Source organism: Pseudomonas sp. PDM03 (assembly GCF_014852385.1).
Lineage (GTDB): Bacteria > Pseudomonadota > Gammaproteobacteria > Pseudomonadales > Pseudomonadaceae > Aquipseudomonas > Aquipseudomonas migulae.
Genome location: NZ_JACVBM010000001.1, coordinates 683,647 through 696,986, shown reverse-complemented (window position 1 = coordinate 696,986; position 13,340 = coordinate 683,647). Strand labels below are relative to the sequence as shown.

Here is a 13,340-nt window from a genome sequence, read left to right as displayed (position 1 = left end):
CGTGTGGTTTTCAGACACTAAGAAGCAAAAACTCCCGCTCCCAGGAGCTGATCACGCGCTTGAAGTTCTCGTGTTCCGCTCGCTTGACCGCGACATAACCGCGGACAAACTTGCTGCCCAGATAACGCTCGATGGTTTCGCATTCTTCCATCTGCGTCAGCGCGTCTTCGATGGTGATTGGCAGGCGCAGGTTGCGTCGTTCGTAGGCCCGGCCCTGTACCGCAGCGCTCGGATCGATGCGCTCGACCATGCCGAGGTAACCGCACAGCAGGCTGGCGGCGATGGCCAGATACGGGTTGGCATCGGCGCCGGGCAAGCGGTTTTCCACGCGCATCGCCTCAGGGCTGGAGGTCGGCACACGCAGGCCCACGGTGCGGTTTTCTTCGCCCCATTCGACGTTTACCGGTGCCGAGGTGTCCGGAAGGAAACGGCGGAACGAGTTCACGTTGGGCGCAAACATCGGCAGCACTTTGGGGATGTATTTCTGCAGGCCGCCGATGTAATGCCGGAACAGCTCGCTCATCTGCCCGTCGGCATTGGCGAAGATCGGCTGGCCGGTGGCGATGTCCACCACGCTCTGGTGAATGTGCATGGCGCTGCCCGGCTCGTCGCCAATCGGCTTGGCCATGAACGTCGCCGCAACATTGTGCTTGAGCGCTGCCTCGCGCATGGTGCGTTTGAACACGGTGATCTGGTCGGCCAGGTCCAGCGCGTCGCCATGACGGAAGTTGATTTCCATCTGCGCCGGGCCGTCTTCGTGGATCAGCGTGTCGAGGTCCAGGCCCTGTAATTCGCACCAGTCGTAGACGTCTTCAAACAGCGGGTCGAATTCGTTGGCGGCGTCGATGGAAAACGACTGACGCCCACTTTCCGCACGGCCCGAACGGCCCATCGGCGCCTTGAGCGGCAAGTCCGGGTCTTCGCAGCGCTGGGTCAGGTAAAACTCCATTTCCGGCGCGACAATCGGCTTCCAGCCTTTGTCGGTGTACAACTGCAAGACTTTCTTCAGCACGTTGCGCGGCGACAGTTCGATCGGGTTGCCGAACTTGTCGAAGGTGTCGTGGATCACGATTGCGGTGGGCTCGATTGCCCACGGGATCACGTACACCGCATCGGAAACCGGCTTGCACACCATGTCGATGTCGGCCGGGTCGAGCAGGTCGTAGTAAATGTCGTCGTCGACAAAGTCCCCGGTTACCGTTTGCAACAGCACACTTTCCGGCAGGCGCATGCCTCGCTCATGCAGGAACTTGTTGGTGGGCGCAATTTTGCCGCGTGCAATGCCGGTCAGGTCGCTGACGACACACTCGACTTCGGTAATCTTGTGATCTTTCAGCCACGTGAGCAGCTGATCGAAAGGGACATTCATAAAGACCTCGTTATTGGTTTTATTAACGCCGGGGAGGGTGGTTTCATCCGCCACACACTTCCCCTGGGACGCGTTGACGACTATCTTGGGCGAGCCTTGACGTTCCATCTATCCACTTTCAGCAGCACCAAAACGCACCAAACGAGTGCGTAAGGTCACCCATGACAGCGTGCAATCCATTACAGGTCCAAGCGTTCGATACCGCCGATGTCGCCGAGCAAATCCGCGCCACACCCGGTTGGGTCCAGCATTACCAGCAGATGTCGCCGGGGCATTTCGCCGGGCGGGTGCGTTACCTCGACCTGCAGGGCGTAGAGATTTACGAAGAACACATGAACACCCGGGTCGAGCAGAATTTCAGCGCACCCGAGGGTGCACTGGCGTTCTGTTTCGATCGCAGTGACAACGCGCTGTACGTGCTGAATGAAGAAAGCCGCAACATCTGGATCACGCCGGAGAACTACCAGGAAATCGCCGTGGTGTTCGGGCCGGAGTTCGTTCAGCGTCACGGTCTGAATGTCGCCAGGCTCGAAGGGCTGTTCATGGCGCCGCTGAATTCGGGGCAGAACGCGCTGTTCAGTCGCTGGCTGAGCGGGACTTTGACCCGGTTGGCGCAAACCCTCGATCCGCCGAGCAAAGAGGCCTTGACCCAGCAGTTGCTGGAAGACTGTCTGTACATCCTCGACAACGCCTCGGTTTGCCTGGATCGCGGCGGTTTGCAGCGCCGCGCTGATGAGCGGGCGGTGATGAAGCGCATTGGTGAATGGGCGGCCGATTCCCCGGAAGAAACCCTGAACCTGCTGGAGCTTTCCCGGGTTGCCGGGGTGTCATTGCGTCAGTTGCAGCACGCGTTCAAGGCGTACACCGGCATGACGCCGACCCATTGGCTGCGTCTGCGCCGACTCAACAGCGCCCACCGCGAACTGCTGAATCGCTCGCCCTTGGAAACCACCGTGGCCGAAGTGGCGATGCAGTGGTCGTTCTGGCATTTGGGGCGGTTTTCCAGCAGCTACCGAGCGTTGTTCAAAGAGCTTCCCAGTCAGACCCTCGCGCGTAAAACCGGCCGGGCATCAAGCCGCTGAGCCGAACACTGCTCAGCGTGGCTTGGTTGCTTTGGGCGATTTGGTGCTGCCGGGGATGTGCAGGTAAGCCATGACGCTTTCGGTCAACTCGGTCGCCAGTTTGACGGCTTCCTTGTTGCGCGCCATCACCCCAGCGACCAACCCTTCGATCAAGGCAAGTACGGCGATGTTGGAACTGGTCATGACCGGGTGATCAGCCGGGGCGAACAGAACGTGATCGGCAACGCTGGTCAGCGGCGATGCAGGCGAATCGGTGATTGCCAGCACCTTGGCCCCGCGTTCATGGGCGAAACGGGCGAGTTGCAGGGTGTCGAGCGAGTAACGCGGCAGGGCAATCGCCAGCAGGACGTCCTGGTCGGTAATCGCGGCCAGACGGTAAGCGGCGTTTTCGTTACCACCCTCCATGCTGATAGCGGTGGCGTCCGCACAGAACGGCATCAGCGTCGAGGCGGCGAGGCCGGCAAAGTAGACGCTGTTGCCAAACCCCAGAATGTAGATTTTGCGTGCGTTGATCAGGCTGGTGACGAACGCTTCAAACGTGTCTTCATGGTTGTTGTTCGCCGCCGTCGCCAGGTTACTGGTGGCGCTCTGGATTTGTTCCTGCAGCCCAAACGCGCCGTCGGGGCGATGCGCCAGTTCGTTGCGCAGCTTGTCGACGGGCGAGACCATTTGCTGCAACGTCGCCACCAGCTCGGCCTTCATGCCGGTGTAGCCGCCGAGGTTCAGGGCTTTGGCCAGGCGGTTTACCGCTGCGGGTGAGGTGGACGTGACGTGAGCCATCTCTTCAATGGTCAGCGTCGCCGCCTTCAGCGGGTGGCGCAGAATGAAGTCGGCCACCTTGCGCAGTGACGGCGGCAATTCGGAAACGGTTTCCGCCAGTTTGCGCATGACCGGCGCGGCATAGACCGTGGTGTCTTTCGATGGGGTCGGCATATCCGGCTCAACATTTCCTGAGAATTAGAGAAGGCCTGGCATGAGGTTGGCGCGAGTGTATCCGAAGCCGACCCTCGACGTGCAGCACAAGGGCGAGGGTCGGTGACGCAAACGCGCGGATTACTTCAAGCTGCCGGCCAAAAACTGCTGCAGCCGTTCGGACTGTGGTTTTACCAGCACCTCACGCGGATCACCGCGCTCCTCGACCAAGCCCTTATGCAGGAACACCAGTTGATTGGAGACTTCCCGGGCAAAACCCATTTCGTGGGTCACCACCACCATGGTGCGTCCTTCCTGAGCGAGGTCCTGCATGACCTTCAGCACTTCGCCGACCAGCTCGGGGTCGAGTGCCGACGTCGGTTCATCAAACAGCATCACTTCCGGTTCCATGGCCAACGCACGTGCGATCGCCACGCGCTGCTGCTCGCCACCCGACATATGCGCCGGCCACGCGTTCATGCGGTGCGCCACGCCGACTTTGTTCAAGTAATGCTCGGCCTTTTCCCGCGCTTCTTTCTTGCCCATTCCCTGCACATGCACCGGGGCTTCCATGACGTTTTCAAGGGCACTCATGTGCGACCAGAGATTGAAGTGCTGAAACACCATCGACAGTCGCGAACGCATGCGCTGCAACTGCCGGGGTTCGGCAGCCTTCAGGCCACCGAGTTTGTTGTTCACCAGTTTGAGCTGCTCGCCATTGAGCACGATATTGCCCGCGTTCGGCTGTTCCAGCAGGTTGATGCAGCGCAGGAAGGTGCTTTTGCCTGAGCCGCTGGAACCGATGATGCTGATGACGTCGCCCGCTTTCGCTTCCAGGGATACGCCCTTGAGCACTTCGTGAGTGCCGTAGCTTTTGTGCAGGTTCTGGATTTCAAGTTTGTACATGGTTTCAACTCTCTGGGATCAGTCGCTGAGTAAGCGGCCCTGGCGAATCAGGCGGGTGCCGGCGACTTTGGCCAGCCACAAACCGGGTTGGGCAAAACGCAGACGTTCGCGGGCATAAAGGATGCCGTCGGTGCTGGCGCGCACGATGCTGTGGCGATCGTTCAGCGGATCAAGCACTTCAAACAGTGGGTCGCCAACCTTGACCCGGGCGCCCAGCGGTTGCAGGAAACTCACCACACCAGGGTGCGGCGCGTAGGCGTATTGCGTCCCGGCGAATGGCGTTGCTTCACAAGCGGATATCGGGGCTTGGGGCCAGTCACCGCTGATCAGCCCTTGTTCGGCGAGATAGCCAAGAATGGCCTCGGCGCTGTCGACACATTGCTCGCGCTCGGTGTCGGCCATGCCACGCAATTCGATGGTCGTGGCCACGCACGCCATCGGGATAGCCGCTTCGGGAAACAGCTCGGCCAGGCGTAACCAAGGGATCGCACAGGCTTCATCGAAGGCGCTGCCGCCAGCATCTTCGGCCAGCAGGGCGGCACCGGCGCCCAGGCGCGCGGCCAATGAGCGCAAGCGTGGCCAGTGTTGCGGCATGGCATAAAGCAGCATGATTGATTCGAAGTCGCAGTGCAGGTCCAGCACCACGTCGGCATCACACGCATGCCGCAACAGCAGGCGACGCAGGCCATCGAGTTCCGAAGTGGCTGGTGGTATGTCGGCGAGGACATCGGCCATGGCGCGACGGATCAGCGCGGTGTTGACGTCGGCGTCGGCGCCCAGTTGGCCTTTCACCAATGCGGCCACGGCTTCAGTCAACTCCGGGAAATCACGATTGAAATTCTTGCCGCTGGAGAACTCGAAGCGACCTTGATGGGTCGCCTGGAACATCTGGGCGATGCCGATGGGATTGGACATCGGCACCAACTCGACGACCCCGTTCAGGCGACCTTGCTCTTCCAGCACTCGCAGACGACGTTTGAGTTCCACCGCCACGCGCATCCCCGGCAACTCGTCGGCATGCAGGGAGGCCTGGATGTAAGCCTTGCGCGGCCCGCTGCCAAAGCGAAACAGTGACAGGCGCCGCTCGGTGCCCGAAGCACTCCACGGCAACAGGTATTCAATGTGCTCCATAACAGCTCCTTAATGCTTGCGCGGTGCCAGGTACGCCAGCCAGCGGCGCTCGGCCAACTTGAACAGACGAACCAGAATGAAGGTCAGGGCCAGGTAGATAAGGCCGGCAGTGATGAACGCCTCGAACGGCAGGTAGAACCGCGAACTGACTGTTCGCGCGGCCCCGGTGATATCCACCAGCGTGACGATCGACGCCAGGCTGGTGGTTTGCAGCATCATCAGCACTTCGTTGCTGTACTGCGGCAGCGCCCGGCGCAAGGCCGACGGCAGCAGAATGCGGCGGTACAAGGTCACGCGCGACATGCCCATGGCTTTGGCCGCTTCGATCTCGCCATGTGCCGTGGCCTTCAAACTGCCGGCCAGCAACTCCGCGCTGTAGGCACTGGTGTTGATCGCGAAGGCCAGGCATGCGCAAAAGGTGGCACTGGACAGGTAGGGCCAGAGCGCGCTTTGGCGTACCGACTCGAATTGCGCCAGGCCGTAATAGATCAGGAACAACTGCACCAGCATGGGCGTGCCGCGGATCACGTAGGTGTAAAGCCAGGCCGGAAAGTTGATCAGCGGCGACCGAGACACCCGCATCAACGCCAGCGGAACGGCCAGGACCAGGCCGAAGGCCAGGGAAATCAGCAGCACTTTCAGCGTCACCAGGATGCCGTTGAAATACAGCGGCAGGTTTTCCCAGATCAGGTTGTAGTCGAGCATCATTGGTTGCTCCCCATCACAGTTCGGCGGCTTTGATGCCGACCGAGTAGCGTTTTTCGAGATAGCGCAGCACCAGCAATGACAGGCTGGTCAGCATCAGATAAAGCGCCGCTACCGCGAGAAAAAAGGTAAATGGCTGGTGGGTGGCGTCCGCAGCGTTCTTGGCTTTGAACATCATGTCCTGCAAGCCGATGACCGATATCAGCGCGGTGGATTTGGTCAGCACCAGCCAGTTGTTGGTGAAGCCGGGAAGGGCGAAACGAATCATCTGCGGCACCAGAATTCGCCAGAACACCTGCGCGCCCCTCATGCCATAAGCGGCACCAGCCTCGGCCTGGCCTTTAGGGATCGCCATAAAGGCGCCGCGAAAGGTTTCCGACAGGTAGGCACCAAAAATGAACCCCATGGTGCAGACACCGGCGATAAAGGGATTGATATCGATATAGCGGGTGTAACCGAGCGCAAGTGCGACGCGGTTCACCAGATCCTGGCCGCCGTAGAAAATCAGCAGGATCAACACCAGGTCGGGAATGCCCCGAATCAGGGTGGTATAACTTTCGCCCAGCATCGCCAGCCATTTCAGTGGCGACAAACGAAAGGCCGCTCCCAGCAGACCCAATGCTATCGCCATGGCCATGGAAGTCAGGGCCAGGTTAACGGTCAGCCAGGCGCCATCGAGAATGCTCGATCCGTAGCCGTGAAGCATGATGAAGTTCCTCAAGCGAGCGCGGTGAGGCGCGCAAACAAGCCCAAAGCGACGCCTGCCCGGGGGCCGGCGCCAGAGTGGCGGGTGAAGGCTTATTCGCCGTAGATATCGAACGCGAAGTACTTGCTCATCACTTGCTGGTACTTGCCATTTTCGCGGATGGCGTCAATGGCGGCACTCAGGCGGGCAACGTTGGCACTGTCACCTTTACGCACCGCGATCCCGGCGCCCCGACCGAAGTATTTCGGGTCGTTGATGTCCGGCCCCACCAGGGCGAAATCTTTGCCCGCCGCGGTTTTGATAAAGCTTTCGTTGGTGTTGACGATGTCGGCCAGCGTCGCGTCCAGACGGCCCGACGCCAAGTCGAGGAACGCCTCATTCTGCGAGGAATAGCGCACCACCTCGATCCCGCGTTCCGCCAGTTGTTCGGTGGCGAAACGGTCGTAAGTCGAGGCGCGTTGCACGCCGACTTTCTTGCCTTTGAGATCAATCAGCGGGTCGTTGATCACGTTGCCGGCCTTCATCGCGAACTTGCCCGGCGTGTGGTAGTACTTTTTGCTGAAGTCGACCGACTTCATCCGGTCCTCGGTAATCGACATCGACGACAGCACAGCGTCGATCTTGCGCACTTTGAGTGACGGGATCATGCCGTCGAACTCCTGGATGACCCACTCGCATTTGATCTTCATTTCTTCGCACAGGGCATTGCCGATGTCGTAGTCGAAACCGCTGACGTTGCCCTCCGGTGTCTTGAAGGAGAAGGGAGGGTAAGCGGCTTCGATACCGATACGCAGGCTGTCTTCGTCGGCATGCGCCAGGAAGCTTGTTGCGCACAGTGCCATGGCGCCTAGAAGTGCTCTTTTGTTCATTTTGTTGACTCCTTGAAGGGGCGTTTGGGTGGTCCGGATAGAAGCCGTCCGATCTGGCGATGTCGCAGTCCCTGAAATGTGTGCAGCTATAATTGACACGTTTTATTTCATATTGCAACCGTATGAAAATAAACATATCAATACGAGACGCACAAATTCTCGATGTGCATGACCCGAAACCGGTGTGTAGTGAGGGCCGTCAGTCACCCGTCGGAGGAGGGGGAGCGGGGGTGATCTACACTCTTGATGGCTGAGAAAAATGCCAGGAGGTTTTCATGAACAGGTTGTCTTGCATTGGCCTGTGTCTCGCGCTGTCGGTTGTCGCTACTCAGAGTCGGGCAGAAACGGTTGTGCCGATGAAAGGGCAGAACTCGCAACAGACACAGCTGGACATCAATGAGTGCCACAACGTGGCCGCCAGTCAGAGTTCATCGACGCAGCCAACATCCGGTGGCCGCCTGAAAGGCGCGGCGGTCGGTGCCGCTGCAGGAGCCGCTGGAGCTCAGGTTCGCGGGCGCCAGCACGACGAGTTTTATGACCGCGTCGATGACGATGTAAAGCAGGATTATCGGCAGAATCGCGCCAAAGAGACGGCAGCGGCAGGCGCGGTGGTCGGTGGCTCGCGTCAACGCCAGGAGCGCCGGGCGCAGCAGAAAACCGCCGCTTCGACCAGCTCGACGGCCTATACCAGCTGCCTGCAAGGTAAGGGGTATCAGGTCAATCCCTGAGCGTGTTCTGGCGGCCGCTGATCCAGCAGATACACCATCAGGCAGGCATACAGCGTCACCAGAATGAACAGTCCCATGCGCACGGCGAACGCGGTGTAGACGTCCTTGCCTGCGATGCTGTCCTGCACCGACTGGCCCAGCAGAATGATCATCGTGATCAGGCTGTTGAGCCAGAACCCAGGGCTCAAGCGGGTAGGGCTCAGCGCGTAGAGCTTGCGCGCAATGATCAGACCGAACAGCAGCATCCACAGAAAAAACATCCAGAGGTGCACAAACAGGCTGAGTGCACTCCAGAACAGCACCGCCAGCACACCGGCGAGCAGGGTCGAACCGACCAGTTCGCGACCGGCGTTGCGGGCTGTGGTGGAACTCTGCTGACCCAGGCCGACCGCCTTCAGGATGATCGGCAGATAGCTTGCCGGATCGATCAATGCCAGTAAAAACGCCGGCAGCACAATCAGGGTTGCACGCAGCGCCACGCGACTGACTTCTTCGGCCGGCATCGGCGGCGCGACTGGCGGTGACGGTGCGTTGGCAGGTTCAGGAAACAGCCAATGACTCAGCCCGACCACCATCACGGCCAGCAGTAATCCTTTGACCAGCGCCCCGATGACCGTCGCCGCGAGGTCGAACTCGGCAACGCCGGCCGAGGAAATCATGGTCAGGCCGATCACCAGAAAAGTGACGATCAAATTGTTGCCGCCGCGCAGTCCAAAACGAAACACCAGAAACAGGCATACGCCGATCAACAGTACGCCGCTGACCGGGTAATAACGCAGGATCGGAATCAGCAACAGGCCGACACCGGTGGTCAACATTGCGATCAGCGCGAGCGCCAGTCCAGCCTTAAACGGCAGCGGACGATTGACGCTGGCGAGCAGCAACAGCGCCAGCACCGGAGCAATGAATGGAATCGGCAATCCCAAACCGAAACTGGCCGCCAGGCACATCGCGGTGCCGCTGGCCAGGCGCAATGCGCGTTGCTCCCGGGGCGTGCGCTCAGTAGGCATACGACAGCCAGCTCATCAGGCCCACAAACAAGCGGCCGAGTGGATTCAACGGATTGCCCTCGGTGGGGAACGCCATGACTTCAGCCTGACCGCCGGTACGAATGGCCCGACTGTCTTGCAGTTTGGCCATCGAGTCTTCGGAAAACTCGATGATCACCGGAAAACGTTGGGCCGGGCGCAGCCAGTCACGGCTGTTCTGCACAGTGGGCAACGTACCGGGTGGCGGCGTCTGACCGACACTGACGCCGTAACCGACACTGCGCACGCGCCCGTCAAACACCTCGCCCGGCAGCGCATCCAGAACGATTGCCACCGGCGTATCGACCCTGACCCGACCGAGGTTGTTTTCGGTCATGTCCGCGCTGATCCAGACATCGTGGATCGCGATCAGCGTCATCACCGGAGTGCCAACGGCAGCGAACTGCCCGGCGTCAGTGCGCAGGTCGGTGATCAAACCGGCCGAACGCGCACGAATCTGCGTATTGGCCAGATCCAGTTCGGCTTTCGACAACGCGGTGGCGGCGCTGCGCAGCAAGGCGTTCTCTTCCTCACTGCCACCTTCTTGCTCACGCGCGCGCTGGACTTCGGCACGCGCAGCGGCGACCTGGCTGACCGCTTGTTCGCGGTTGGCCCGCGACACTTCGAGCAGGCGCACGGAAATGGTCCCGGGGTCATCGCGGTACAAACCTTCAAGGCGCTGATTGTCCTGGCGAGCCTTGAGTTCGTTGGCTTGCGCGGCGCGCAAATTGGCCTGGGCCGAGGCAATGCCGGCGGTACTGGCGCCAATCTGGCGACGTGTCGACTCAAGGTCTGCGCGCGCACGGTCGACGGCAATCTGATAAGGCTGAGGATCAACCTCGAACAGCACGTCTCCCGCCTTCACGTCCTGATTGTTGCGCACGTTGACGCGAATGACCCGACCGGCCACTTCCGCGGCCACCGGAATGACAAAGGCACCGACCCGAGCCTGTTGCGTATAAGGCGTGTATCGGTCGGCCAACAGATACCAGGCCAGGCTCAGGAGGATCAATAGCAGCACCCACTTGAGCCCTTTTTTCGCCGGGTCGGCAGGCGGTTCCGGCGCCTTGGAGGAGGGCGCCTCAGGGGAGGGTTGCGCGGCATCACTCATGGTCCGTTACCTTTTTTGGCGGCTGCGGGCTCATCCAGTAAATCGCCCCAGTCCGTGCGTTTTTTCATGTCCTGGCGGGTGGCCGGATCAACGATCGGCTGGGCGCTGTACCAACCGCCGCCCAGCGCCTTATACAGCGCGATCACATTGCTCACGGCATTGCTGCGGCTGACCAGGTAATTGTCCTGTTGCTCCAGCAATGCGCGTTGCGCGTCCAGCACCCGCTGAAAGTCGGAATAGCCTTCGCGATACTGGGCGCTCGCCAGCACCAACGAACGTTTGGCGGCGACTTCAGCCTCACGCAGGATGCTTTCGCGCTCCAGGGATTTGATCAGCCCATTGGCGGCGTCATCTGCCTCGCGAGCCGCTTGGCGAACCTTGTCGCGGTAAGCCTCGATCAACTGCTGCAACCGCGCATCCTGCACGCGCACGTTGTTGCTGATCTGGCCATGGTCGAACAGGTTCCAGCGCAGGCTGGGGCCACCGATCAGGTCCAGACTTCTCGAGGTGCCATTGAGCGTGTCGGCCGACCAGACGATGCTGCCCAATAAGGTCAGCGACGGGTAGAAATCGCTTTCGGCCACACCGATCAAGGCCGACTGGGCCGCGACATTCAGTTCAGCGGCGCGCACATCGGGGCGTCGCAGCAGCAAATTGGCCGGGACGTCCTGCAGCACGGCGCGGTCGACCAGCGGGATCAGTCCTTCATTGTCGATGAGTTGCGGTAGCGCACCGGGCGGCTGGCCAATCAACACCGCCAACGCATTGCGTGTGCGCAGCAACTGATCCTCGAAGCTGGGGATGGTGCTCAGGGTGCCCAGGTATTGTGTCCTGGCTTGCTGCAAGTCGAGTTCGGCTTGTTGGCCGCTGTTGAACAGCTTTTCGGTGATCTCGAAGTTACGCTTTTGCTGTTTGGCGTTTTCCCTTGCAACCCGCAAGCGTGCCTCGGTTGTGCGCAACAAGAAGTACGTATCCGCCAGCTGCGCGCGCAGCAGCACGAGTACGTCTTCATAGTTGGCATGGGCGGCGAAGTAACTGGCATCGGCCGACTCGATCGCTCGGCTGAAACGCCCCCAGAAGTCCAGCTCCCAGCCAATGTCGAACCCGGCACTGTGCTGCCAGAAATGACTGTCCTGAGGATTGTTCCCGCCGGATTGTCGGCGGTTGAAGTACAGACTGTCGGCGCTGGCTTGCTGCAGTTGCGGATAGCGTCCGCTCTGGGCAATCCCCAGTTGCGCACGAGCTTCCATGACCCGCAGACCGGCGATTTTCAGATCCGAATTGTTCGTATCAGCTTCGGCAATCAGACGATCGAGGACGGGATCGCCGAAGACTTGCCACCACTGACGCAAATCCGGGCTCAGGCTGCGTTGACTGGATTGTTCAAGGGCAGGGGAGCTCCAGTGCTCGATCCACGCGGGCTTCGGCGACTGAAAATCCGGCCCCAGACGTACGCAGCCACTCAAGCCGAGCACACCCAGCAGCAACAGTTGGCCCGATCGCGTCAGATGCATGCATGTTTTCCAGCCAAGGAAGTTCACAGGAGCATAGACGTCCAAATGATCAACTGACTGCTAAGCTGTCCAAACATCTGACCCTTTTAACAGGTACGACAGCCATGAATGCACCCCATACCGCTGGATGGCGATTCAAACTGGGCATCGCGATCATTTGTCTGATGCTCGGCTCCTGGCTGTTGGTGCCGATCATGGCGGCAACCGACATGCCGGGTTCCAAGATCGCCGCGCTGACCGGCGTCCTGTTTATCAGTAACAAAGTGCTGTTGATTATCGTCATTGCTGTCATGGGCAAGGCGGGGTTTCAGCAGCTTAAAAGCACTGTATTTGGCTACGTGTCTAAACTGGCACCAGCAACAGACACCGAAGTTGGGCCATGGCGTCATTGGATCGGTGTCGTGATGTTTTGTCTGCCGCTGATTTCGGCATTTCTGGAACCCTATGTCGACAGTATCTGGCCTGGACTCAGGCCAAACATCTGGCAGCTCCAGGCGTTGGGCGACTTGATGTTGATCGGCAGCTTTTTTGTACTGGGGGGAAACTTCTGGGAAAAAGTGCGCGCATTGTTCATTCGAACCGCGCGAGTGGTGAACACCACTGCAGTGTGATTATTTATTAACTTAACTAAAGGGCTATTTAGTATAGCTATTTGCCATCACGGCATTCGGAGCAGCCATTGCAGCTAAACAGTGAAGCACTCGTGACAGCACTTAACCTTGAACCGCATGTCGAGGGTGGTTACTACCGAAGAACTTATCAGGCTGATCAACAGCCTTTGGTCGAGACGATTGGTGGTCCACGTTACACGATGAGCTCCATCTATTACCTGTTGACCACAGATTCGCCCGTCGGCCAGTTTCACCTGAACCGATCCGACATCATGCATTACTACCACCTGGGCGACGCCATTGAGTACAGCCTGATTTTCCCGGACGGCACATTAAAAACTGTCGTGATGGGCAGCGACGTTTTGGCCGGAGAATGTTTGCAGCTGCATGTACCAGGCGGCATCTGGAAAGCTTCGCGGTTGATGAAGGGATCGTCGGGATTCGGTTTGATCAGTGAAGCCGTAACACCAGAGTTTCATTTTGCGGACATGGAAATGGGCGACAGGAAAAAGCTCAGTGAGGAATTTCCAGAGCATGGAGGGTTGATTGAGCAACTGACGAGAGATTGAGGATTGAGGGGGAATCAGTGCTTCAAAATCTGCGTGCAACAACCGGGCTGATCTCGAAACACATTGTTGCGTGTAATGTATATTATGTTAAATGATGTG

The 13,340-nt window shown here is 59.4% G+C and carries 14 protein-coding genes; 4 read left to right on the top strand and 10 right to left on the bottom strand.

All coding sequences use genetic code 11. The features are described from left to right. Positions 1-10: 10 nt before the first annotated feature. On the bottom strand, positions 11-1,369 hold the full coding sequence (locus IB254_RS03280) for a glutamine synthetase family protein (RefSeq protein ID WP_192416385.1): 1,359 nt from the start codon (positions 1,367-1,369) through the stop codon (positions 11-13). A gap of 161 nt (positions 1,370-1,530) precedes the next feature. Here IB254_RS03280 and IB254_RS03275 point away from each other — a divergent pair, with 161 nt between their 5' ends. Beyond that, a complete protein-coding gene (locus tag IB254_RS03275) occupies positions 1,531-2,451 on the top strand; it encodes a helix-turn-helix domain-containing protein (protein ID WP_192416384.1) in 921 nt (306 codons plus the stop codon). 12 nt (positions 2,452-2,463) lie between these two features. On the opposite strand, the gene IB254_RS03270 is transcribed toward IB254_RS03275, so the two are convergent. From IB254_RS03270 to IB254_RS03245, 6 genes are all read right to left on the bottom strand, one after another. Beyond that, positions 2,464-3,384, bottom strand: a complete 921-nt coding sequence (locus IB254_RS03270; protein ID WP_192416383.1) for a MurR/RpiR family transcriptional regulator — start codon at positions 3,382-3,384, stop codon at positions 2,464-2,466. A gap of 120 nt (positions 3,385-3,504) precedes the next feature. Next, positions 3,505-4,269 (bottom strand): ABC transporter ATP-binding protein, encoded by a 765-nt coding sequence (locus IB254_RS03265; RefSeq protein ID WP_192416382.1) that lies wholly within the window; start codon positions 4,267-4,269, stop codon positions 3,505-3,507. An 18-nt stretch (positions 4,270-4,287) separates the two neighbouring features. Next, entirely contained in the window at positions 4,288-5,400 is a 1,113-nt protein-coding gene (locus tag IB254_RS03260; RefSeq protein ID WP_192416381.1) for a succinylglutamate desuccinylase/aspartoacylase family protein, read from the bottom strand. Positions 5,401-5,409: 9 nt separating this feature from the next. Beyond that, a complete protein-coding gene (locus tag IB254_RS03255) occupies positions 5,410-6,108 on the bottom strand; it encodes an ABC transporter permease (RefSeq protein WP_008026413.1) in 699 nt (232 codons plus the stop codon). A gap of 13 nt (positions 6,109-6,121) precedes the next feature. Then, complete coding sequence (locus tag IB254_RS03250; RefSeq protein WP_192416380.1) at positions 6,122-6,811, bottom strand: ABC transporter permease; 690 nt, start codon at positions 6,809-6,811, stop codon at positions 6,122-6,124. Positions 6,812-6,903: 92 nt separating this feature from the next. Next, complete coding sequence (locus IB254_RS03245) at positions 6,904-7,680, bottom strand: ABC transporter substrate-binding protein (RefSeq protein WP_008026411.1); 777 nt, start codon at positions 7,678-7,680, stop codon at positions 6,904-6,906. A gap of 275 nt (positions 7,681-7,955) precedes the next feature. Here IB254_RS03245 and IB254_RS03240 point away from each other — a divergent pair, with 275 nt between their 5' ends. Next, complete coding sequence (locus tag IB254_RS03240) at positions 7,956-8,408, top strand: YMGG-like glycine zipper-containing protein (protein ID WP_008026410.1); 453 nt, start codon at positions 7,956-7,958, stop codon at positions 8,406-8,408. Here the strand turns inward: IB254_RS03240 and IB254_RS03235 are convergent. The 3 genes from IB254_RS03235 to IB254_RS03225 are packed head-to-tail and all read right to left on the bottom strand — an operon-like array spanning position 8,393 to position 12,061. Next, on the bottom strand, positions 8,393-9,418 hold the full coding sequence (locus IB254_RS03235; protein WP_192416379.1) for a DUF2955 domain-containing protein: 1,026 nt from the start codon (positions 9,416-9,418) through the stop codon (positions 8,393-8,395). The two genes, IB254_RS03240 and IB254_RS03235, sit on opposite strands and share 16 nt — an antisense overlap. Continuing rightward, complete coding sequence (locus tag IB254_RS03230) at positions 9,408-10,547, bottom strand: HlyD family secretion protein (protein ID WP_192227202.1); 1,140 nt, start codon at positions 10,545-10,547, stop codon at positions 9,408-9,410. The genes IB254_RS03235 and IB254_RS03230 overlap by 11 nt, the downstream gene beginning before the upstream one ends. Beyond that, complete coding sequence (locus tag IB254_RS03225; RefSeq protein WP_192416378.1) at positions 10,544-12,061, bottom strand: efflux transporter outer membrane subunit; 1,518 nt, start codon at positions 12,059-12,061, stop codon at positions 10,544-10,546. Before IB254_RS03225 ends, IB254_RS03230 begins: the two co-directional genes overlap by 4 nt. 104 nt (positions 12,062-12,165) lie before the next feature. Here IB254_RS03225 and IB254_RS03220 point away from each other — a divergent pair, with 104 nt between their 5' ends. Together IB254_RS03220 and IB254_RS03215 are read left to right on the top strand one after the other, a co-directional pair. After that, a complete protein-coding gene (locus tag IB254_RS03220; protein ID WP_192416377.1) occupies positions 12,166-12,672 on the top strand; it encodes a transporter suffix domain-containing protein in 507 nt (168 codons plus the stop codon). A gap of 68 nt (positions 12,673-12,740) precedes the next feature. After that, positions 12,741-13,241, top strand: coding sequence for a cupin domain-containing protein (locus IB254_RS03215; RefSeq protein ID WP_192416376.1), 501 nt, complete (start codon positions 12,741-12,743; stop codon positions 13,239-13,241). The last annotated feature ends 99 nt before the right edge of the window (positions 13,242-13,340 follow it).

Coding starts and splice junctions, on each gene's coding strand:
- IB254_RS03280 (WP_192416385.1), bottom strand. CDS start 1,369: ATGAATGTCCCTTTCGATCAGCTGCTCACGTGGCTGAAAGATCACAAG.
- IB254_RS03275 (WP_192416384.1), top strand. CDS start 1,531: ATGACAGCGTGCAATCCATTACAGGTCCAAGCGTTCGATACCGCCGAT.
- IB254_RS03270 (WP_192416383.1), bottom strand. CDS start 3,384: ATGCCGACCCCATCGAAAGACACCACGGTCTATGCCGCGCCGGTCATG.
- IB254_RS03265 (WP_192416382.1), bottom strand. CDS start 4,269: ATGTACAAACTTGAAATCCAGAACCTGCACAAAAGCTACGGCACTCAC.
- IB254_RS03260 (WP_192416381.1), bottom strand. CDS start 5,400: ATGGAGCACATTGAATACCTGTTGCCGTGGAGTGCTTCGGGCACCGAG.
- IB254_RS03255 (WP_008026413.1), bottom strand. CDS start 6,108: ATGATGCTCGACTACAACCTGATCTGGGAAAACCTGCCGCTGTATTTC.
- IB254_RS03250 (WP_192416380.1), bottom strand. CDS start 6,811: ATGCTTCACGGCTACGGATCGAGCATTCTCGATGGCGCCTGGCTGACC.
- IB254_RS03245 (WP_008026411.1), bottom strand. CDS start 7,680: ATGAACAAAAGAGCACTTCTAGGCGCCATGGCACTGTGCGCAACAAGC.
- IB254_RS03240 (WP_008026410.1), top strand. CDS start 7,956: ATGAACAGGTTGTCTTGCATTGGCCTGTGTCTCGCGCTGTCGGTTGTC.
- IB254_RS03235 (WP_192416379.1), bottom strand. CDS start 9,418: ATGCCTACTGAGCGCACGCCCCGGGAGCAACGCGCATTGCGCCTGGCC.
- IB254_RS03230 (WP_192227202.1), bottom strand. CDS start 10,547: ATGAGTGATGCCGCGCAACCCTCCCCTGAGGCGCCCTCCTCCAAGGCG.
- IB254_RS03225 (WP_192416378.1), bottom strand. CDS start 12,061: ATGCATCTGACGCGATCGGGCCAACTGTTGCTGCTGGGTGTGCTCGGC.
- IB254_RS03220 (WP_192416377.1), top strand. CDS start 12,166: ATGAATGCACCCCATACCGCTGGATGGCGATTCAAACTGGGCATCGCG.